Annotated in this window: 18 protein-coding genes; 10 read left to right on the top strand and 8 right to left on the bottom strand. The window is 51.0% G+C overall.

Annotation, left to right across the window (positions count from 1 at the left end):
* Positions 1–27: 27 nt before the first annotated feature.
* The 7 genes from ahcY to KXJ70_RS08590 all read right to left on the bottom strand — a co-directional run bounded on the left by ahcY (position 28) and on the right by KXJ70_RS08590 (position 5,539).
* Positions 28–1,401, bottom strand: coding sequence for an adenosylhomocysteinase (gene ahcY, locus KXJ70_RS08620; RefSeq protein WP_219043001.1), 1,374 nt, complete (start codon positions 1,399–1,401; stop codon positions 28–30).
* A 56-nt stretch (positions 1,402–1,457) separates the two neighbouring features.
* The gene (locus tag KXJ70_RS08615; RefSeq protein ID WP_255558227.1) at positions 1,458–1,817 is read right to left on the bottom strand and encodes a four helix bundle protein; all 360 of its coding nucleotides are present in this window, start codon (positions 1,815–1,817) and stop codon (positions 1,458–1,460) included.
* Positions 1,818–1,890: 73 nt separating this feature from the next.
* On the bottom strand, positions 1,891–3,099 hold the full coding sequence (metK, locus tag KXJ70_RS08610; protein ID WP_219043000.1) for a methionine adenosyltransferase: 1,209 nt from the start codon (positions 3,097–3,099) through the stop codon (positions 1,891–1,893).
* A 36-nt stretch (positions 3,100–3,135) separates the two neighbouring features.
* The gene (locus tag KXJ70_RS08605; RefSeq protein ID WP_219042999.1) at positions 3,136–4,158 is read right to left on the bottom strand and encodes an ArsR/SmtB family transcription factor; all 1,023 of its coding nucleotides are present in this window, start codon (positions 4,156–4,158) and stop codon (positions 3,136–3,138) included.
* A gap of 151 nt (positions 4,159–4,309) precedes the next feature.
* Entirely contained in the window at positions 4,310–4,693 is a 384-nt protein-coding gene (locus KXJ70_RS08600; protein ID WP_219042998.1) for a type II toxin-antitoxin system PemK/MazF family toxin, read from the bottom strand.
* Positions 4,687–4,941, bottom strand: coding sequence for an AbrB/MazE/SpoVT family DNA-binding domain-containing protein (locus tag KXJ70_RS08595; protein ID WP_219042997.1), 255 nt, complete (start codon positions 4,939–4,941; stop codon positions 4,687–4,689). The genes KXJ70_RS08600 and KXJ70_RS08595 overlap by 7 nt, the downstream gene beginning before the upstream one ends.
* Before the next feature lie 160 nt (positions 4,942–5,101).
* Positions 5,102–5,539, bottom strand: coding sequence for a low molecular weight protein-tyrosine-phosphatase (locus KXJ70_RS08590; protein ID WP_219042996.1), 438 nt, complete (start codon positions 5,537–5,539; stop codon positions 5,102–5,104).
* A gap of 163 nt (positions 5,540–5,702) precedes the next feature.
* Here KXJ70_RS08590 and tkt point away from each other — a divergent pair, with 163 nt between their 5' ends.
* The 4 genes from tkt to fba all read left to right on the top strand — a co-directional run bounded on the left by tkt (position 5,703) and on the right by fba (position 11,185).
* Complete coding sequence (gene tkt, locus KXJ70_RS08585; protein WP_219042995.1) at positions 5,703–7,700, top strand: transketolase; 1,998 nt, start codon at positions 5,703–5,705, stop codon at positions 7,698–7,700.
* Between the two features lie 15 nt (positions 7,701–7,715).
* Positions 7,716–8,717 (top strand): type I glyceraldehyde-3-phosphate dehydrogenase, encoded by a 1,002-nt coding sequence (locus KXJ70_RS08580; RefSeq protein WP_219042994.1) that lies wholly within the window; start codon positions 7,716–7,718, stop codon positions 8,715–8,717.
* A gap of 139 nt (positions 8,718–8,856) precedes the next feature.
* Entirely contained in the window at positions 8,857–10,020 is a 1,164-nt protein-coding gene (locus tag KXJ70_RS08575; RefSeq protein ID WP_219042993.1) for a phosphoglycerate kinase, read from the top strand.
* 100 nt (positions 10,021–10,120) lie between these two features.
* Complete coding sequence (gene fba, locus KXJ70_RS08570) at positions 10,121–11,185, top strand: class II fructose-bisphosphate aldolase (protein WP_219042992.1); 1,065 nt, start codon at positions 10,121–10,123, stop codon at positions 11,183–11,185.
* Positions 11,186–11,671: 486 nt separating this feature from the next.
* Here fba and KXJ70_RS08565 read toward each other — a convergent pair whose 3' ends face one another.
* Complete coding sequence (locus KXJ70_RS08565; protein ID WP_219042991.1) at positions 11,672–11,977, bottom strand: OmpW/AlkL family protein; 306 nt, start codon at positions 11,975–11,977, stop codon at positions 11,672–11,674.
* A gap of 522 nt (positions 11,978–12,499) precedes the next feature.
* Here KXJ70_RS08565 and KXJ70_RS08560 point away from each other — a divergent pair.
* From KXJ70_RS08560 to KXJ70_RS08535, 6 genes are all read left to right on the top strand, one after another.
* Positions 12,500–13,945: a coniferyl aldehyde dehydrogenase gene (locus KXJ70_RS08560; protein ID WP_219042990.1), complete on the top strand. Its 1,446-nt coding sequence runs from the start codon at positions 12,500–12,502 to the stop codon at positions 13,943–13,945.
* 907 nt (positions 13,946–14,852) lie between these two features.
* On the top strand, positions 14,853–16,121 hold the full coding sequence (locus tag KXJ70_RS08555) for a sulfotransferase family protein (RefSeq protein ID WP_219042989.1): 1,269 nt from the start codon (positions 14,853–14,855) through the stop codon (positions 16,119–16,121).
* 9 nt (positions 16,122–16,130) lie between these two features.
* Positions 16,131–17,072, top strand: coding sequence for an LpxL/LpxP family acyltransferase (locus KXJ70_RS08550; RefSeq protein WP_219042988.1), 942 nt, complete (start codon positions 16,131–16,133; stop codon positions 17,070–17,072).
* A 146-nt stretch (positions 17,073–17,218) separates the two neighbouring features.
* Positions 17,219–17,800, top strand: coding sequence for a hypothetical protein (locus KXJ70_RS08545; RefSeq protein ID WP_219042987.1), 582 nt, complete (start codon positions 17,219–17,221; stop codon positions 17,798–17,800).
* On the top strand, positions 17,797–18,258 hold the full coding sequence (locus KXJ70_RS08540; RefSeq protein ID WP_219042986.1) for a (2Fe-2S)-binding protein: 462 nt from the start codon (positions 17,797–17,799) through the stop codon (positions 18,256–18,258). The genes KXJ70_RS08545 and KXJ70_RS08540 overlap by 4 nt, the downstream gene beginning before the upstream one ends.
* A complete protein-coding gene (locus KXJ70_RS08535) occupies positions 18,255–20,489 on the top strand; it encodes a xanthine dehydrogenase family protein molybdopterin-binding subunit (protein ID WP_219042985.1) in 2,235 nt (744 codons plus the stop codon). Before KXJ70_RS08540 ends, KXJ70_RS08535 begins: the two co-directional genes overlap by 4 nt.
* Positions 20,490–20,703 lie beyond the last annotated feature (214 nt).

Raw genomic sequence — 20,703 nt, 5'->3', positions numbered from 1 at the left:
TGCCGTCTCCCATCAAGCGTCTCCCGCTTAGTACTTATAACTTTCGGGCTTAAATGGTCCTTCAACGCTAACACCAATATAGTCAGCCTGAGTAGTGCTGAGCTTGGTGATGACGCCACCGAATCCAGCGACCATGTCAGCTGCTACTTCTTCGTCTAGCTTTTTAGGCAATACCTCAACGGTAATGGCAGCCGCTTTAAAATTATCTTCTAAGTCGGCAAAGCGACGCTCATACAGGTACATTTGCGCCAGTACTTGGTTGGCGAATGAGCCATCCATGATGCGGCTTGGGTGGCCTGTTGCGTTGCCCAAGTTAACCAAGCGACCTTCAGACAGCAGAATTAAATGGTCGTTAGTTGCCTTGTTACGGTACACGAGGTGAACCTGTGGTTTCACTTCTTCCCATTCCCAGTTTTTACGCATAAAGGCCGTATCAATTTCGTTGTCGAAGTGACCGATATTGCAGACGACGCAGCCATTTTTGAGGGCCTTCAACATATTAGAATCGCATACATTGACGTTGCCGGTGGTGGTAACCAGCAAATCAGTGTTTCCCAGCACCAATGTGTTGATACAGGCTTCAGTGCCGTCGTTGATGCCGTCGATGAATGGCGATACCACTTCATAGCCATCCATGCAGGCTTGCATTGCGCAGATCGGATCTATTTCAGTGATCTTAACAATCATGCCTTCTTGGCGAAGCGATTGTGCAGAGCCCTTGCCCACGTCACCGTAGCCAATAACCAATGCTTTCTTGCCAGATAACAGGTGATCTGTGCCGCGTTTGATCGCATCGTTCAAGCTGTGACGACAGCCGTACTTGTTGTCATTTTTAGACTTGGTTACAGAGTCATTGACGTTGATCGCGGGCACTTTTAGTTCGCCCTTCTTCATCATTTCCTGAAGACGGTGAACACCTGTGGTGGTCTCTTCGGTAATGCCGTGAATGATATCCATCATTTGTGGGTATTTCTGATGAAGCAGGCCGGTTAAGTCGCCGCCGTCATCCAATACCATATTGGCATCCCAAGGCTGGCCATCTTTAAGAATAGTTTGCTCTAAACACCACTCGTATTCTTCTTCGGTTTCGCCTTTCCAAGCGAAAACAGGAATACCCGCAGCGGCAATTGCAGCGGCAGCGTGGTCCTGGGTTGAGAAAATATTGCATGAAGACCAGCGCACTTCGGCACCCAGCTCGATCAAGGTTTCGATCAAAACACCAGTTTGAATCGTCATGTGAATGCAGCCGAGAATTTTAGCGCCAGCTAAGGGCTTGTCTGCGCCGTACTTGCTGCGCAGTGCCATCAGTGCTGGCATTTCGCCTTCTGCAATACTGAGTTCTTTGCGCCCCCATGCTGCTAGGCTGATGTCGGCTACTTTGTAATCTGTGAATGTTGTCATGTTGTATTCCTCTGTAAGCAAAATGCTGGACGGGAGATGGGAGACGCAAATGCGTATCAGCCGATACTCGCCCTAAGTCGGTTAATTAATGCAGCTAGTTTCGCGAAAACGCGTTCCAAGGCTGGCTGCCAATTTTCTTGTTCGTTCATATAGCCTAGTTGTGTGGCTATAATCATTTGGGTTTCTAGCTCTGCGAGAGAGCCCCTCGCATAATATAAAAACCGCAAAAATTCTTTGTCAGAACCTCTGGCAGCCCCCTCAGCGATATTGCTCGGAACGCTAACTGCCGAGCGACGCATTTGGCTGGTCAATCCAAACCGTTCGTCTTGGGGGAACGCTGAGCTGAATTCATATATTTGATGAACCAGTGCGACAGCGTCCTGCCAAACATCCATTCGTATATGTCGCCGTTCCATGGCAACTCTCCTCATTATTTTGAGTGGCTTATCGGGTTTCGCGTATGCCGTCTCCCGTCAAGCCTCTCCCGAGCTACAGCGCCGCCTTCAATGCCTCCGCCCGATCTGTTTTCTCCCAGCTAAATGCAGTGCTGGTTTCAGATTTGGTTTCGCCGTTCTCTTTCCACGTGTAAGTGTGTTCGTAGGGATCGCGACCAAAGTGACCGTAGGCGGCGGTCGGCTGATACATGGGGTGAGCCAGGTCCAGCATTTTGGTGATGCCGTAGGGGCGCAGGTCAAATACCTCACGAACTGCGGCGATTAATTTATCGTCGCTGACTTTGCCGGTGCCAAAGGTGTTGATTGAGATAGACGTTGGTTCGGCAACACCGATTGCGTATGACACTTGAATTTCACAGCGATCGGCTAGGCCTGCAGCCACGATATTCTTGGCAACATAACGACCAGCATACGCCGCGCTGCGGTCAACCTTTGATGGGTCTTTGCCAGAGAACGCACCGCCGCCGTGACGTGCCATGCCGCCATAGGTGTCTACGATGATTTTACGACCGGTTAAGCCGCAGTCGCCTACCGGGCCGCCGATGACAAATTTGCCGGTGGGGTTGATGTGGTATTTGGTGCCTGCGTGCAGCAGCTCTGCAGGTAATACGTTTTTAATAATCTCTTCACGCACGGCTTCTTGTAAGTCGCTCAGTGAAATTTCTGGATTGTGCTGGGTAGATAAAACCACCGCGTCCACAGCAACCGGCACACCATTTTCATAGCGCAGAGTCACTTGGCTTTTGGCGTCAGGACGCAGCCACGGCAATACCCCGTTTTTACGCAGGTATGCTTGGCGCTCAACAAGGCGGTGAGAGTAGAACAACGGCGCAGGCATTAACGACGGCGTTTCGTTAGTTGCGTAACCAAACATCAAACCTTGGTCGCCAGCGCCTTGGTCTTCTGGCTTGGCGCGGTCGACACCTTGGTTAATGTCGACAGATTGTTTGCCAATGGCGTTGAGTACCGCGCAGCTCGCGCCGTCAAAACCGACGTCCGAGCTGTTGTAGCCGATGCCGGTAATCACGTCGCGAATGATGTCTTCTAAGTCGACATAGCACGAGGTGGTGACTTCGCCAGCGACAATTGCCATGCCGGTTTTTACCAGTGTTTCTACTGCAACGCGGGCGTATTTATCGCGGGCGATAATGGCGTCCAATACGGCGTCAGAAATCTGGTCGGCCATTTTGTCTGGATGTCCTTCCGACACCGACTCTGATGTAAAAATACTGTAGTCAGACATGTTGCTGGGTCCTCTGTTTTAATTGCCGACGTTTTTTTAAACGCTGCGGTTCTTGGTGTGAAGTTGAACATGATCCGGCTTTATAAATTGCCGAACCTGTACGCGAAATCCATTTAGTTGAGCTAAATACGCAGCGGGGCCGTCCTGCAGACCACTGGCCTGTGCCCACTCCGTTAAATCGTCGGGCTCAAAGCCCAGCCACAAATCGCCGCAGGCATCGCGCGCCCAGCTTTGATCGTGGCGACATAAATCGGTGACGCAAAAAATACCGCCGGGTTTTAGCAGCCGCGCCGCGTCTTTAAAAATTTCTGCCGGCGAGGGCACGTGGTGCAGCACCATATTACTGACTACGCAGTCCGCCGCGTTTTGCTGCAGATTGGCGTTGCGGCTGTCGCCAAGAATGAACGATACGTTGCTCAAGGCTTGTTGGTTTATAAATTCATTGGCGCGGGTAAGCATGGTGTCGGCATTGTCCACGCCAATGACTTTGTCATAGTGGGGTGACAATTCTGCTAAAAACGCGCCTTCGCCGGGGCCTATTTCAATGGCCAGTTTCCCGCCGTTGGCCTGGCTGCTGCGCAGTAATTCAAGGCAGCTCTGGCCGTACACGCCGTAGGCCACCATTTGTTCCTGTTGTTCGCCAAATTCGCCAGCGTGCTCGGCGAAAAATACCCGCGAGCGTTCGGCTCGCTCTAAATACACCTGCTCCAAGCGCTGCTGCTGGTCACTGGCTAAGACGATTAAATCGGCGCTGCCGAGTAGGGCGTCATGTAAGGCGCTCAGTTCGGGAAGGCTCGGCGTGTAAGTGCGGCGATAAAATAGGCTGTTGCCTTCGCGGCGCTTGGTGATGAGTCCAGCGACAGTCAGCGTCTTTAAATGGTGGCTCATGCCGGATTGACGGCAGTCCAGAATATGACAAAGCTCCTGAACAGAGTAAGCGTCGCGACTTAGCACCCGTAAAACCTGCAGACGCAGCGCATCACCGCCCGCTTTGCAAAGTTGCAATAGCTCGGTATCTAGTGAAGTACTGTTGCTCGAGGCTTGGGTGGCAGTGTTCATGTCGCGCAGTGTAGCAGGGCTTTTTATCTATATCAAAAAATATTGATATAGATTTCGGGGGGCAAAAATTCGAAGCGCAGGCAAAATGCTGAGAATCTGTATGAAATGTGCGTGGTATAAAACAGTATGGACGGGTAATTGCGAGACGTTTTTAAGTCAGCTGGATGATTTGGTTTAACAGGGCAAGCACCTCCGCAAAGCGGGCATCCGATACTTTTTTCATTGGGTGCGGCGCGCCGCCACGGATACGCCAGTCGAAAGACTTGGGTTGATGGCATAGCACGTAACTGGTTTGCCCAGCTTTGCGTCCGCCGGCCAAACCGACATTAACGGCAAAGGGGTTGTCGGCATTGTAGTCAGCGGTTGTCATTGGTAAGCCGATGACCAGTGAAGTGCGCTGATTGAAGGTTTTGGGCGACAAGACTAGAAATGGATGTACATCGCGCATTTCCTGCCCGCGCTGTGGATTGCAGTCGATCCAGATCACATCTTGGCGATCAGGTGCCCATATTTTGGGCGCGGCGCGTTTTACCATTTTTCGGCACCGAGATTACGCTCGGTTTGCATGACCTCGCCGCCGTGCCGCTCTGGGTCGAAACGGGCCAAGCGTTGCTCTAGTGTTAAGGATTCATCTCGAAAGGGGGTGATAATGACTCGCTCGCCCTCTACGGTAATTCGGACCCGTTGGTCGGCGTGAAGGTGTGCGGCCCTGGCCACGGCGGCGGGTAAGCGTACGCCGAGATTGTTGCCCCAGTGTTTGATGTCGAGGACGATGTCAGTCATGGCTACCTCCAAACGATAGATGTTTATACATAGTTTAAACATCAACTCTCTCGCGGGCAAGGTAAGGTTTGTGCTATTCCTCGCCTTTAAGACAGCTGGAGTGCAAGAGGGCTAGTGTGTTGGCTTGAGTTCATTTACTGGCGTTGTTGTATTCCCGCCCCTACAAATACTTCAGCCAATCATCGGTGAATTGGTCGATCTGTTTGTATACGTGTTCAAAGGCTTCCATGCTTTTGCGGTAGGGGTCGGGAACAGCTTGATTTTGCGACCATTTTCCCAGCAAAAAGGTTTTTCCGCTGACCTGCTGGGCAAGATCGGTGACGCCTTTTATATGCCGTTGCTCCATTACCAAAATTAAGTCGGCTTTTAATAGCATGTCGGTAGTGAGCTGGCGCGCGCGGTGCTCGCTGGCGTCGACGCCATTGGCGCTAAGAAGTTGGCCGGCACTGGCATCGATGGGCTTGTCTACTAATGCGCCCAAGCCAGCGGAGTGAATGGTGATATTGGGTTTGTGAGCCAGCTTGTGTTTAAGCAGGTATTCGGCGGATGGGCTGCGGCAAATATTGCCGATACATACCATCAAAATATTGTTGAACATGGGGTTTTTGGCCTGAATTGTTCGCAGAGGCAATGATTTTCGCTGTGGATGGCAAATGACGCAAGTAAATAGGCCATTTTTACGCTTCTGCTATTTGCTGTCTGGTCGCTGGTAGGGGAAAATACCGCCTCTTTGCAGCCCGCTAAAATTTCAGGAGCCACCGATGCCCTCTCGCAGTGATCTAGCTAACGCCATTCGCGCCCTCAGTATGGATGCCGTTCAGAAAGCCAACTCTGGTCACCCAGGCGCTCCCATGGGGATGGCCGATATTGCCGAAGTCTTGTGGCGCGATTACTTGCAGCACAATCCAAACAATCCGTCGTGGGTAAACCGCGACCGCTTTGTGCTTTCTAACGGTCACGGCTCGATGCTGATTTATTCTTTACTGCATCTCACCGGCTACGATTTGGCGATTGAAGATTTACAGCAGTTCCGCCAGTTGCACAGCCGCACGCCGGGCCATCCGGAATACGGTTATACGCCGGGCGTAGAAACAACCACTGGCCCGCTTGGTCAGGGTGTCGCCAACGCAGTGGGCATGGCGGTTGCTGAAAAAGTATTGGCCGCGCAATTCAACCGCGACGGTTTTGATATTGTCGATCACTACACTTATACCTTCCTTGGCGATGGCTGCATGATGGAAGGGATTTCCCATGAAGTGTGCTCACTGGCTGGCACATTGGGTCTAGGTAAATTGGTCGCTTTCTACGACGACAACGGCATTTCAATCGACGGTGAAGTAGAAGGTTGGTTCACCGACGATACCCCCGCACGTTTTGAAGCATACGGCTGGCATGTTATTCCCGCTGTTGATGGCCACAACAGCGCCGAGATCGCCCGCGCTATTGAAGCCGCGCGCGCAGAGACAAGTAAGCCGACCTTAATTTGCTGCAAAACCATCATCGGTAAAGGTTCGCCAAACAAACAAGGTAAAGAAGAAAGCCACGGCGCTGCACTTGGCGATGCTGAAATTGCCCTGACCCGCGAAGCTCTGGGCTGGCCGTATCCGCCCTTTGAAATTCCTGAAGAAATCTATGAGGACTGGAATGCTCAGGACAAAGGTAAGGCCCTGGAAGCGGCTTGGGACGAAGTCTTTGAAGGCTATGCGACTAAATACCCAGAGTTGGCGGCAGAATTTGGCCGTCGCGCTGCCGGTGATTTACCCGCAGATTTTGCTGCCAAGGCCGATGCCTATATTGCGCAGTGCCAAGCAGAATCGAAAGATGTCGCTACCCGCAAAGCATCCCAGCTGTGTTTAGATGCCTACGGTGCAATGCTGCCAGAACTCCTGGGTGGCTCAGCGGATTTGGCGGGTTCAAATCTTACAATTTGGAAGGGCGCTAAAGCCATCAGTGCCAAAGATGCCAGCGGCAACTACTTGCATTATGGCGTTCGTGAATTCGGCATGTCGGCGATGATGAACGGTATCGCCCTGCACGGCGGCTTTATTAATTACGGATCAACCTTCCTGGTATTTATGGAATACGCCCGCAACGCAGTGCGTATGGCGGCGATAATGGGGCAGCGGGTAATTCATATTTATACCCATGACTCTATCGGTCTGGGCGAAGATGGCCCAACCCATCAGCCCATCGAGCAAATCGCCAGCTTGCGCGGCACACCAAATATGTCGCTGTGGCGCCCCTGCGATATGACCGAATCTGCGGTAGCGTGGAAAGCGGCACTTGAGCGCACCGACGGCCCAAGCGCGCTGATTTTCACCCGCCAAGGTTTGCCACATCAGCAGCGCAATGCTGAGCAATTGGCCAATGTTGCCCGCGGTGCTTATGTCTTAAGCGATTGCGACGGCGTGCCAGAGGCCATCATTATTGCGACGGGTTCAGAAGTGAAGTTGGCGATGGCTGCGCAACAAATACTGAGCGGCAAAGGCAAAAAAGTGCGGGTCGTATCGATGCCAAGCACCGACGTTTTCGATAGCCAGGACGGTGACTACCGCGAATCGGTATTGCCGAGCAGCGTTCCCGCCCGTGTTGCTGTTGAAGCCGCTCACCGCGACTACTGGTACAAATACGTTGGCCTCGATGGCCGCATTGTTGGCATGGACAGCTTCGGCGAATCTGCGCCGGCGGATGCCTTGTTTGAATATTTTGGCATCACCACTGACGCCGTTGTTGACGCCGTTGAAGATTGCTTGGATTAGTGTGAGCAGATCCTAATGCTAAGACTGGCCATAAACGGATACGGCCGCATAGGGCGCTGTGTATTGCGCGCCCTTTACGAATCGCCTTTGCGGGCAAACATGCAGATTGTCGCAATAAATGAGCCCGCGGACCTGGCGACCATTGCGCACCTGACCAGATACGACAGCACCCACGGGCGCTTTCCTGGCTCGGTTGAGCATCGTCATGGCAGTTTGGTGATTAATGACGATGTGATTGCCGTTAGTCATCACGACGATATGGCAAATGTAGACTGGACACGGCATGACGTCGATGTGGTGCTGGAATGTTCAGGGGTTATCAGTCGCTATGCAGATTTAGAGGCGCACATTGAGCGCGGCGCTCGTCACGTCTTATTGTCGCAGCCTGGTGAGCCAGGTATTCCGACCATTGTGTACGGCTTAAACCATCAAGAGCTTGATCCAGAGCAGCGCATTGTTTCCAACGCCTCGTGCACAACCAACGGCATCGTGCCGGTGATCGATGTCTTGAATAAAGCGTTTGGGGTGCGGTCCGGTTGCATCACGACCATTCATTCGGCCATGAATGATCAGCCGGTATTGGACGCCTATCACCATACCGATTTGCGAAAAACCCGCGCGGCGGGCTTATCGATGATTCCAGTCGATACCGGCCTGGCTGCGGGCATTGGGCGCATTATTCCCGAGCTTGATGGCCGTTTTGCGGCGCGGGCGGTGCGAATCCCCACCCACAATGTGTCGGCGATGGAGCTAACAGTCAGCCTGGATGCTGATGTGAGTGCAGAGGATGTGAACGCGGCCTTAAAAATGGCGGCCAATGGGCGCTTGGCAGGCATATTGGGTTACAGCGATGAACCGCTGGCATCCTGTGATTTTAACCACGATCCCCGTTCGGCGATTGTGGATGCGGGGCAGACCCGTGTTGCGGGCGAGTTGGTGAGTTTGTTTACGTGGTTCGACAACGAATGGGGCTACGCTAACCGGATGTTGGATGTCACCGCGCACTGGCTGCAATAGGCGCAAAGTTTGGACTGTGCCCAAATATTGCATAGGGTATGGGTATGGCGGTTTATCATCTGCGCTAGATTAGATTTAATATTGAACAAGCCGCGATGGCTTATTTGAACAGTGACTCTCGAAGAACAGGGAATAGAACATGGCAGTAATTAAAATGCAGGATTTGGATCTGGCCGGTAAGCGCGTACTGATTCGAGAAGATCTGAATGTGCCTATCAGCGAAGGCAAAGTAAGTTCAGATGCCCGCCTGCGTGCGGCATTGCCCACCTTGAAGTTGGCGCTTGATGCCGGCGCGAAAGTAATAGTGATGTCGCATCTTGGCCGTCCGACGGAAGGCGAGTTTGACGCGCAGTACTCTCTTAAGCCGGTTGCGGATTATTTAAGTGAGGCACTCGGTACACCAGTAGCCTTACTAGATGACTGGCAGAATGGCGTATCGCTAGAAAGTGGCCAGCTCGCTCTGCTTGAAAACGTGCGTTTTAATGTTGGCGAGAAAAAAGACGCCGACGATCTGTCAAAAGCCTATGCGGCGCTGTGCGATGTGTTTGTCATGGACGCCTTCGGCACGGCGCATCGCGCGCAAGCCTCAACCCACGGCGTGGCCAAATACGCGCCGATAGCCTGCGCTGGTCCGTTGCTGGCTAGTGAGCTAGAAAATTTAGAGCGCGCCCTGGCAAATCCAGCGCGTCCCTTTGTCGCCATCGTCGGCGGTTCAAAGGTATCGACCAAATTAGAAGTGCTCGAAACCCTGTCAGACAAAGTTGACCAGCTTGTGGTTGGTGGCGGTATCGCCAATACCTTCCTCGCCGCGGCTGGCTACAATGTGGGTAAGTCGCTGTATGAAGAAGATCTGATTCCCAAGGCAAAAGCCCTGATGGAAAAATGCCATATCCCGATTCCGACGGACGTGATTACAGGTAAGAAATTCGACCCAAAAGAGCCGGCAACCTTGCGTCCGGTTGAAAATGTCGGTGATGACGATATGATTTTTGATATCGGCCCCGTGTCGTCTGCCTGCCTTGCCGAAATACTGAAACAAGCTGGTACTATCATCTGGAATGGCCCGGTTGGCGTATTTGAGTTTGATCAATTTGCCGACGGCACCGAAGACATTGCCCGCGCTATTGCAGAATCCAGCGCATTTTCCATTGCCGGTGGTGGTGATACCCTAGCCGCTGTCGATAAGTTTGGTATTGCCGATCAAGTGTCGTACATCTCCACTGGCGGCGGTGCATTTTTGGAATATGTAGAAGGTAAAGTATTGCCTGCGGTAGCGATCCTGGAAGAGCGGGCGAAAGGTTAAGGGAGACGCGGGACGGGAGATGGAAGACGCTTTGTTCTTTGCATCTCCCGTCTTCCGTCCAGCATCTAGCACACAAATTAAAACTTAAAAGGAACTCACAATGGCACTTATCAGTCTGCGTCAAATGTTGGATCACGCCGCCGAATGCGGTTACGGCGTACCGGCATTTAATGTAAACAATTTAGAACAAACCCGCGCCATTATGGAGGCGGCTCGCGAAACCAATAGTCCCGTCATCATGCAGGCATCTGCTGGCGCGCGTAAATACGCGGGCGCCCCTTTCCTGCGGCATATGATTTTGGCGGCGATTGAAGAATTCCCAGAAATACCAGTGGTGATGCACCAGGATCACGGCACCAGCCCCGCAATTTGCCAGCGCTCAATGCAGTTGGGTTTTAGCTCAGTGATGATGGACGGGTCGTTATTAGAAGACGGTAAAACACCGGCTGAGTATGACTACAACGTCGATGTAACTCGCAAAGTAGTTGATATGGCGCACGCCTGCGGCGTCTCGGTTGAAGGTGAGTTGGGATGCCTAGGTTCGCTTGAAACCGGTCAAGCTGGCGAAGAAGACGGCGTCGGCGCCGAGGGCATTTTGTCCCACGATCAGATGCTGACCGATCCGGAAGAGGCCGCAGACTTTGTTGCTAAAACCGGTGTAGATGCCTTGGCAATTGCCTGTGGCACTAGCCACGGCGCTTACAAATTTACCCGTCCGCCTACAGGCGATATTTTGGCAATTGACCGTATTAAAGCGATTCACGCACGTATTCCAGACACCCATTTGGTTATGCACGGTAGTTCTAGTGTGCCTCAGGATTGGCTGGCGATTATTAATGAATACGGCGGTAAGATTCCTGAAACCTACGGTGTGCCGGTTGAGCAAATTGCCGAGGGTATTAAGTACGGTGTGCGGAAAGTAAATATCGATACCGATTTGCGTTTGGCATCGACCGGTGCGATTCGTCGCTTTATGGCGCAAAACCCGAGCGAATTCGATCCGCGCAAATATCTGCAAGAAACCATTAAAGAAATGAAGGCGATTTGTATTGCTCGCTATGAAGCCTTCGGTACCGCGGGCAATGCCTCTAAAATTAAACCGATGAGTTTAGAAGCCATGTATATGGAATATGACTCAGGCCGTTTAAATCCCAAAATTAAGTAATACTTTTGGGTGTGGCCGTAAGGGAAAGACCTTGCGGCCACACCCAGGCACTTCCTCTTAACATTCCGCATTTATTCCATTCTGTATTTTATTAAATTAATAATCCCTGCTCATTTATAAATAAGCCAGTAGATTTTTTCGGCCATTGTGCGCATTTAAAGAGCTGGCGAGTTGATAGAGTTCCAGGTGCCAATGGTAGATAAAATAACTAAAGTCTGGCTCGAAGAGCTTAAAGAGACTTGGCGAGTACCTGAAAGTGACGTTGAGACAGGCGAGCGGGCTTTTTTGATCTGATTCGGTTTTCGCTATCATCGATATGCCTTAAAGCAGATAGCCCGTTATAGCCATTTATCTTTGTGATGAAAAAATAATAGGTGCTCGTCTTTAATATATAAAATTAAATGGCGATGCCAATAAGTGCGATGTAATAAAAAGTAGCTCGCGGTGTTGTTTATGATTAAGAATGAAAAAAATAAACGCGTCTACTCAATTTGTGGCGGCGTTTGGCTTATGTTTAAAGGGGCTTGCCGCAAGTAATTCCACTCCCCACTGTTTGCTCATCATGTACTGAATGTTTAAACCCAGTTGTTCATTGTCGTCTACGTCGACAGCGCTGTTGGCGTCGAGCGCCGCACCATTGTCACCGTTAACACTAACAGCGGAGCTAGAGGCGTCAGGGGCGACCTGTGTTACCCCTGCGCGAACTATCCAATCTCCCGCTTCATAAGCTAGCGCAGAAAAGGACAGGCTCGCTCCCGTCACAACACAGGCTGCTGCTTTTAACATTTTCATCACGGTTCTCCATTTTTCCAAATTGCTTTTCTCTTGCCTGTTTATTAGACGCCGAATCTAGAGTTCAGAATTTGATTTACAACAAGAAAAATGCGGTTTGTATTTTAATTCTGCGAGATATCTGGGCGGCGTTTGTTTGATTCCCGTGCATGCGAATTGTTGGCCACATTAGGTGACGGAGAAACCGCGCTGGCGAATTGGGCGCAATGAAATACTGACGGCCTGAGTGACTGGCCTGTCCGGTGTTGGGTGCTTCATAAGCAGGGTAAGCACGGGTGGCAGATTTTGAGCTCAGGCATTTCCTAATAGCGTGATTGGCTTTTGAGGGCTGGACTTCTGCTCTTGCGGCTATTGCCGCTCTGAATACGTCTAAGGGAAAAGTGTGAAATCAGCGCGCTTACGCTATTAACTAGAATGGTTACACCTAATACATTGAGAGGTGTATGATGGAATTACTCGGTTTGGGTGTAAATCCGGCTTTTAAAATAAACATAATTGAGATCTGGAATAGGAGAGCAGGGCATGAATAGCAGTGTTGAGATAGCAGAAAATACTGAACAGGCATCGATCTTACAGCAGGCTTTTGACGCTCAGCGCAAGGCCTATCTAGCTGATCCAGTGCCGGATTATGCGCAGCGCAAGCAAGACCTGCTGACCCTGAAACGTATGATCAATGAAAACCGCGACGCGATTATTGCTGCGATATCAGAGGATTACGGTAATCGTTCGCGCCACGAAAGCTTGTTCGCTGAAATTATTACTGTCACCGACGGCATCAATGGCATTATTAAAAAGATGAAGGGCTGGATGAAGGTTCAGCGCCGTCACGTTGATCAGATGATGTTTCCCGGCGGTAAAAATAGAGTGATTCCCCAGCCGCTAGGTGTGGTTGGTCTCATCATTCCGTGGAATTTTCCTATCAATCTTAGTATGACTCAAATCACCGCAGCCTTTGCGGCGGGCAACCGCGCTATGGTGAAGATGTCTGAAAATTCTATTGCCCTGACTCGCTTGTTAACGTCGATAGTGCCGAATTACTTTCCACCTGAGAAGTTAGTGTTCTTTGAGGAAACGGGACAAGTCGGGATTGAATTTTCGACACTACCTTTTGATTTATTAGTGTTTACCGGTTCTGGTCAAACTGGCCGCGCGGTTATGGCTGCGGCCGCAAAGAATTTAACACCTGTGGTGCTGGAGTTGGGCGGTAAGGCTCCGGCCATTGTTGATCCAGATTATCCTTTGGAAAAAGCCGTAGACCGTATTCTATTTATCAAGCAGTTCAATGCGGGTCAAATCTGTACCAACGTCGACTATGTGTTTGTTCATCAAAGCAAAATTGAAGAGTTTGTCAGCGCATCGCAGGCGTGGGTGAAAAAGCACTGTCCCGATATTAATAGCCCAGATTACACATCTATTATTGATAACCGCTCGTTGCAGCGACTGGAAGGGACCCTGGAAGATGCGCGCAGCAAAGGCGCAAGGGTAATTAATTTACACGGCGAGCAGGGCAGCGATCCTGCCACGCGTAAAATGCCGCTGCATTTGATCCTCGATACCACCGCGGATATGAATATTCGCAGCCGCGAAACGTTTGGTCCCTTGTTGTTGGTGATGGGCTACGATCAGCCAAAAGAGGTGATTGACTATATCAACGCCAATGACCGTCCCTTGGCGATTTATCCATTTACCAATAAGCGCGCTTTGCAAGACCAATATATTGAGCGTGTCATGTCCGGCGGTGTGACGGTTAACGATGCGCTTTTTCATGTTGCACAGCACGACATTCCCTTCGGCGGAGTTGGCCCAAGTGGCATGGGGCATTACCACGGCTATGAAGGGTTTGTGACGTTTTCGAAATTGCGGCCAATTTACTATCAGCCGTCGTTTTCGCCGATGACATTATTGCGCCCGCCCTACGGCAAATTCGCGACATCGTTTTATGATTTTTTAGTGAAGTTTAAAAGCTGATAGCGGCCTCGGATCGACGGTTTTTAATCGTCGATCATTTTATTTCACTCCAGCTGGCAAGGATGCTGTTGGTAGAATGTTATTTTTATAACCCCTTTCTCGCACGGCTATTTCATATCACTTAGATGGCAATTTGGTAGTCATGTTTTTTATGCATGATTAAATTAATTTTGATTTTCCTGTGCCAATTCTGAATATGAATATACCCACGCAGCGAGATACCGCGCAGGTGATATGTGGGAGATCATAAAGAATCTTTTACATAAACTCATGACGATATTGCGCTTGACTAGTTTTAATGTGATCTTTTCTCTATTGGACATTGTCAATCTCAAGTAGATATTTTCTGGCAGGGACGTTGACGCATGTGGGGTTAGTCAGTGCAGTGGCTAGAATGCTGTTGTCGTGTAAGCCACCCCCAAATGCCAGGCCCTTCTTAAGTTTGCACTAAGTGAACCGCCGCGAAAGTTTATTGTCGGTCGGTGTGCGTGATTTTCAAAAATGACATAGTAGCGAGCAAGGCGATTACGGGGATGCTTGTGTTAAATGTAGTTCGGTAATGTCATGCGTTTTTGTATTTGTGGTGAGCATTGTTCTATAAATATTTCTAAAGATTGAATGCTATAGATTACAAATAATAATATTTGAGTCGTAGTGTTGCGGGTTTTACTGAAGAGTCGTGGTTGGTTATTTACGATTATTTCTGTTCGCCGTCTTTGAAATTACGTGCTTAGGTATTTAATTATTTAAAATTTTAGTACTAGTCCTCATATTTCATTTTTACTCTGATTTCACACCTTGTAGCTGGTGTGAATTTGCGCCCCCCGCTGATATATTCAGTTTTTCCGCTTGGTCTTTAATTGCAGCTTGCTGCTGCCAGCGACGAATTAACTAAGAGATATCACTGATGGATCAGCGCCAAATTCATAGAAAGCCTTGGCAGGAGAAGCCTAACTTAAGCATGGGGGTTCGTGCTTTAGCATGGCTTTTAGGTAAGGCGCAGGCATTGGGTTTGAACTACCCAGACTTCTCTGAGGACAAGTTAATGGCGGCGGCCCGTAAAAAAACCGGGCTAAATGATTTTGGCGACCCACGTTTTCTTGAGCCGCTGCGTCTTCGTCTGGATTATTTAAAGCGCAATCAAAGATTCAGCCCTCTGGGGCGGGTGGTAGCTTGGCAGATTTTACTTAAGCCCTTGGTAAATCGTTTGCGCATTCAGGACTTAGTGAATCGCCATCCAGAGATTCGCGAGCAGCGCATTGTGCGGCCTTTATTTATTGCGGCGTTTCCGCGCACCGGTACGACTATATTGAGTCAGCTTTTGGCTTTAGACCCGGATGCACGACCTTTGCTATTTTGGGAGAGCATGCAACCGACGCCAGATCCCGATCATGTGGTAGGCAAAGCGGACCCGCGAATTGCCCGCGCCGTGGGAATAGTCGATCAATTGCGTCGTATGTTGCCGGCGCTGCGCAAGATCCATGATGTTGATCCCCTAGGGCCTGAAGAGTGCGCGGGCCTGCTGGCTAATGCGTATATATTGCCCATCTTCGAAGAAGATAACCACGCCTATCGCGCCTGGATTGAAGGCCTGAGTACGGAGCAGGTTTGTGTCGCTTATGAGGAGTACAAATTGCAACTGCAAATACTGCAGTGGCAGCGGGGTGGCGGTCACTGGGTGCTGAAAAGCCCACTGCATTTGAACTGGTTAGATGCATTGCTGACAACTTTTCCCGACGCCTGCGTTGTGCAAACTCATCGCGATCCTAAACAAGTTTTGCCATCTATTTGTAGTTTAGATGCGGTGATGCAGCAGGCCGCGTGTGGAATGGTAGATTGCCTGGAGGTCGGGCGGCACTTAAGTTCACAGCTTGCCGCATCATTACAGCGAGGGATGCGAGCGCGACTCAGACATTCTGCCGAGCGGGTGTTTGATGTTCAGTACACCGATATGCTGGCTGATCCCGCTGCTGTGGTACGAGCTATCTACCATCATTTCGGCTATGCATACTCCGATATTATGGCGAGCAATATCGCTAACTATATGGCGGCGAATCCACAGCACAAGCACGGCGCGCATCAATACCAGTTAGCAGACTTTGGCTTACAGGCGGATGAGGTTGATCTGCGTTTTGCCGAATACTGCAAACAGTTCCAGATTTCCACCACGACATAGGTATTGATCATGACGTCTACTGAGTCACCGCCTGCCGAAGCTGTCGCAGAACCATCTTCATTTTCACGTCGATTGGTCCTTGGACTTAGCTATGGCGTCTTGCGCGCTTTGGCAAAGTTGCCGCTTCAGTGGCAGTTGGCACTTGGCAGGCAATTAGGGCGGTTAATGCGGTCGCGACTCGGTTTGCGCCTGCGTGTAGCGCGAACGAATTTGGCCATGTGCTTTCCCCAGTTAAGTGAGCTTGAGCGGGAGGCGCTCCTGAGTCGGCATGTTGAAGCCTTGGGAATGGGGCTTTTCGATACGGTTGCCAGCTGGTTTAGCGACGATGCCCGGTTAATAGGTCAGTACCGTCTTGAGGGTGCTGAGCATCTAGACGCAGCGTTGGCGAGGGGCAAGGGAGTTTTATTATTGGGTGCGCATTTCACAACCCAAGAACTCGGCGTGCGCATGCTTAGTTTTCATTACCATATTCACGGTGTTTACCGCAGGCACCCGAATCCGGCGCAAGAGGAGGTGGTGTTAAATGCACGCTTGGGGCGATTTGCAGATATGATCCCCAGCGATGATATGCGCAAGGCGCTCAAGTATTTGCGTCAAGGTAAGGTGGTTTGGTATCCGCCAGATCAAGATTTTGGTGAGTACGGCATGGAGCACAGCGCCTTTGTCCCCTTTTTTGGGATAGATGCGGCTACCGTCACGGTGCCCGGCCGTTTGGCGCGCAGCACTGGTGCGGCTTTAGTGCCGTTTTTCTTTCGGCGTGAACCCGATGGCAAATACCTGCTGCGTATTATGCCGCCCCTAGATGAGGTAGCGGACGACCCTGTGGCGGTGGCGAGAGAATTTAACGTCCTTTTAGAGCGCGAAATTGTCGAGGTGCCAGAGCAGTATTTATGGGTTCACCAGCGCTTTAAAACTCGGCCCAATCCTTCGGAACTCGCGCCGTACAGTTAGATCCGGAGCCAAGCAGCTTCTTGATAATAAATTACGGCACGATATTCAAGCTTAACAAATCGTCATTTAAAGTAGCCGCTCAAGCGAGATATATAATCAACACTGGTGTACTATAGTGGGTACTGATTGTTTCTTGAGCACTGGCTATGACCCGACGTAAATCTAAAATAATTGTCGGCGGTGTAGTGATATTATTCGCCGTTTTCGCCGCACTTTGGTTTTTTGTAATGCCACCGCCGCCAGAACCCGCGGTGACCCTTCCTGGTGTGTCTTATTCCGTTGCGGAGTCCGATATTGGCGCACTGCTGGATTACGACGAAGCAAAACAAATCCTCGATCGCCATATTCCAAGTATCGCAGAGATTCGCCAAATTGAAGTGGCGCGGCCTTTGACCTTGCTTGATATTCAGCCGTTTTATCCGAAAATGATTACCGACGAAAAGTTAGCTGCAGTGAACGCTGAATTGCTTGAGTTGAAAGGCTCAAGCGTGGTGGTTTACACCACGCGTTCAACCTTGGTTGGCGTCATACTCGACGACCCAGAGGCGAGGGCTATAGTAGATAAGTATTTGCCGGGTTTTTCCACCGAGCCGCGCATAGATCAGGGGCGCGGCTTTACGCTGGCATTCATGCAAAAGTTTGACTCCAAAACGATGACGGATGAGAAGTTGGCGGCGATCAATGCCGATTTTGAGGCCTTGGCGAAATCGAGGGCGGGATTGAAATGACGACTATTAAATTCACAGTCAATGGGCAAGCCCAGTCGCTCGACATTGACCCAACGACACCGTTGCTGTGGACCCTGCGCGACCATTTGCAGATGACCGGCACAAAGTTTGGCTGCGGCATTGGCATGTGCGGTGCCTGCACGGTTCATTTGAATGGTAACGCTACCCGTTCATGTTTGATTCCCGTACAGGCTGTGGACGGCGCCGACATTGCAACCATTGAAGGTTTGTCTGAATCTGGCGACCACATATTGCAAAAATTGTGGGTGGAGCTAAATGTACCGCAATGCGGTTATTGCCAGTCTGGGGTTTTAATGGCGGCGGCAGATTTGCTTAAGCGTATACCCAATCCGAGCGACGAGGAGATTGATGCGAATATCTCTAATATCTGTCGCTGTGGTACCTACCCCCGTATTCGCGAAGGTATCCGCCGTGCAGCGCAGGAGATGGGGGCATGACTCAGATGAAAATGTCGCGGAGAAAATTTTTAATTACTAGCGCTACGGTGGCGGGGGGCTTGTCACTGCAGCTTGTGCCAATTGACGCAATGGCGGCGACCGGGAAGAACGGTGGTCAGCGCGATAGTGCGCTGTCACCTTGGCTGACTATTCAGGCCGATGACACAATCATTGTTACCGTACCAACACCAGAAATTGGCAATGGTGCCTCTACCCAGCAGGCAATGAATATTGCCGAAGAGCTGGCGTGTGACTGGCAGCGCGTCAACGTCGAGTTTGCTTCTTTTAGCCGCGAGTATAAGCAACCCGGCAGTTACGCCGTTGGCATGCAGCCCTTTTTCGGTGGTCACAGTACCGATCATGAGCGTATGCCCTACACTATGCAGTTAGGTGCCAGTGCAAGGGAGCGGCTCAAGCTGGCCGCTGCTCAACGGTGGAATGTGTCGATTACTGAAATCGAAGCCCGCAATAGCGTGCTAAAGCACCTGCCTAGTGGCAGAACGCTGCGTTTTGGTGAAGTGGCAGCAGAGGCGGCAAGTGTTGTACTTGAGTCCGAGCCTTCTTTAAAGCCCCAGAGTGAATGGACGCTGCTGGGAAAAACCAAACCCCATAAAGTGCAGCTGCCCAAGGTGGTCAATGGCAGTGCCAAATACGGTGTAGACGTCACGCGGCCGGGGATGGTCTATGCGGCATTGCGGCAATCTCCGGTGCACGGCGGCCTACTAAAAAGCCATGATCCTGAAGCAGTGTTGTCTATGCCGGGTGTTCGCGCGGTTGTGGTGATTGATCCTTCTGCAACTCCCGGTTCGCCAGTTGATGCGAGTCCTACCTTTGGTTTTGAAGGGTCAGAGTGTCGCAGTGGTGTGGCGGTGATTGCAGACCATTATTGGCAGGCGAAAAAGGCCTTAGATGCGCTGCCGGTGGAGTGGGATGACGGTCTTGGCGCATTTTGGAACTCGGACGAGAAAATTCATGAACGTCAGGATCGGATTCTTGATCGCTGGGCGGGCGCTCCATTAACTAAGTCTGGAAATGTAGACACGGTAAAGGCAGCTAAAACCATTGAGGCGACCTACCGAACCCCGTTCTGCGAACACGCGACGATGGAGCCGCTTAACGGTACGGCTCTGTATACCGAAGATAGCTTGGAGTTGTGGCATTCAACTCAGGACATGCAGCAGGCCTTTTGGGTTGCGGTTGACGAGTCTGGTGTACATCCAGATCGAGTGACTATTCATCAAACCATGGTTGGCGGCGGATTTGGTCGGCGCGTCATCGGTGATGATGTTCGCGCCGTTGTCGCGGTAGCCCGTCAGTATCCTGGCGTGCCTGTAAAAGTAATTTGGTCGAGGGAAGAAACAACCCAGCAGGGTGCATATCGAACCCAATTGGCGGCGCGTTTCCGCGCGGGGCTAAATGAACAAGGCATGCTGGAATCGCTGGAAGGCGAGACCTGCTTTAGCGGTATGGCCTTGAATCTCGGCTTTACCGATATGGCGTATGCGTTTAGTGGCGCGATACCCAATGTGCGCCTTGCGGCCAGCAATCTGCCGATGCATATCGCGACTGGCGCTTATCGCGCACCGTGTTATAACGCTCACGCTTTTACGGTTGAAACATTCATTGATGAATGTGCGGTGGCTGGCGGTATTGATCCGCTCGAGTATCGCCTGAAATTATTGGCAGATTGGGACCCTGCTTGGTCGCATTGCCTTAAGCTGGCGGCGGAACGTGCTGGCTGGGGCAAGCCCTTGCCAAAAGGGCAGGGGCGCGGCATCGCCATTAGCAACTGGCCTCATTCAGGAGAAAAGCAGGCTGGTGCCACGGTGTGCGCGGTCGCTCATGTCGAGGTTAGCCAAGAGGGGAAGCTGACCGTGCATAGCATTGATTTTACCTTTGACTGCGGTCGCACCGTCAATTTAGATGCCGTGCTTGCCCAGCTGGAAGGAGGAATTATTTTCGGGCTCAACATGTCTCTCAATGAAGGATTAACCATCGTGGATGGCGCTGTAGTCGAGAGCAATTTTGACCGCTACCCCATGCTCAAGATGGCGGATATCCCTGAAATTAAAATCCATCTTGAGGCATTATCTGGCCATGATCGCTTTGCCATCATTGGCGAGGCACCGGTCGGCCCTATTGGGCCGGCTATCGGCAATGCAATCTATCAAGCGATTGGTAAACGAGTGCGCAGCACGCCGTTTCGCAAGCAGGATCTGAGCTGGTCATAAGGGACTTGCCTTAGCCTGGGCCGGCGCGACGTCGGCCCCTTCATTTCAAAATACTCTCCGAAACCCGCCGCCCTTCGGCATGGTGGTCTTAGTGCGTTGCTATACGCTGAAAAAGATCTATTCTTACTAGGTTTCCGTAGATATTGATTGCAAAGTCAATTTTTGGGGTGTTGCTGTGGAAAAACGCTGCAAACCCGATTCAGGGCTGTAAATA

Source organism: Zhongshania aquimaris, from assembly GCF_019312595.1.
In the GTDB taxonomy this organism is placed as follows: domain Bacteria; phylum Pseudomonadota; class Gammaproteobacteria; order Pseudomonadales; family Spongiibacteraceae; genus Spongiibacter; species Spongiibacter aquimaris.
Note: the sequence above shows the minus strand (reverse complement) of the source record. Positions and strands in the feature narration are given on the sequence as shown.

Bases quoted from the DNA above. Each gene is read 5' to 3' on its own strand.
- KXJ70_RS08550 (WP_219042988.1), top strand. From the start codon at position 16,131: ATGACGTCTACTGAGTCACCGCCTGCCGAAGCTGTCGCAGAACCATCT.
- KXJ70_RS08565 (WP_219042991.1), bottom strand. From the start codon at position 11,977: ATGAAAATGTTAAAAGCAGCAGCCTGTGTTGTGACGGGAGCGAGCCTG.
- KXJ70_RS08590 (WP_219042996.1), bottom strand. From the start codon at position 5,539: ATGTTCAACAATATTTTGATGGTATGTATCGGCAATATTTGCCGCAGC.
- ahcY (WP_219043001.1), bottom strand. From the start codon at position 1,401: ATGACAACATTCACAGATTACAAAGTAGCCGACATCAGCCTAGCAGCA.
- KXJ70_RS08535 (WP_219042985.1), top strand. From the start codon at position 18,255: ATGACTCAGATGAAAATGTCGCGGAGAAAATTTTTAATTACTAGCGCT.
- KXJ70_RS08605 (WP_219042999.1), bottom strand. From the start codon at position 4,158: ATGAACACTGCCACCCAAGCCTCGAGCAACAGTACTTCACTAGATACC.
- KXJ70_RS08580 (WP_219042994.1), top strand. From the start codon at position 7,716: ATGCTAAGACTGGCCATAAACGGATACGGCCGCATAGGGCGCTGTGTA.
- KXJ70_RS08600 (WP_219042998.1), bottom strand. From the start codon at position 4,693: ATGGTAAAACGCGCCGCGCCCAAAATATGGGCACCTGATCGCCAAGAT.
- KXJ70_RS08575 (WP_219042993.1), top strand. From the start codon at position 8,857: ATGGCAGTAATTAAAATGCAGGATTTGGATCTGGCCGGTAAGCGCGTA.
- tkt (WP_219042995.1), top strand. From the start codon at position 5,703: ATGCCCTCTCGCAGTGATCTAGCTAACGCCATTCGCGCCCTCAGTATG.
- fba (WP_219042992.1), top strand. From the start codon at position 10,121: ATGGCACTTATCAGTCTGCGTCAAATGTTGGATCACGCCGCCGAATGC.
- KXJ70_RS08615 (WP_255558227.1), bottom strand. From the start codon at position 1,817: ATGGAACGGCGACATATACGAATGGATGTTTGGCAGGACGCTGTCGCA.
- KXJ70_RS08595 (WP_219042997.1), bottom strand. From the start codon at position 4,941: ATGACTGACATCGTCCTCGACATCAAACACTGGGGCAACAATCTCGGC.
- metK (WP_219043000.1), bottom strand. From the start codon at position 3,099: ATGTCTGACTACAGTATTTTTACATCAGAGTCGGTGTCGGAAGGACAT.
- KXJ70_RS08555 (WP_219042989.1), top strand. From the start codon at position 14,853: ATGGATCAGCGCCAAATTCATAGAAAGCCTTGGCAGGAGAAGCCTAAC.
- KXJ70_RS08545 (WP_219042987.1), top strand. From the start codon at position 17,219: ATGACCCGACGTAAATCTAAAATAATTGTCGGCGGTGTAGTGATATTA.
- KXJ70_RS08540 (WP_219042986.1), top strand. From the start codon at position 17,797: ATGACGACTATTAAATTCACAGTCAATGGGCAAGCCCAGTCGCTCGAC.
- KXJ70_RS08560 (WP_219042990.1), top strand. From the start codon at position 12,500: ATGAATAGCAGTGTTGAGATAGCAGAAAATACTGAACAGGCATCGATC.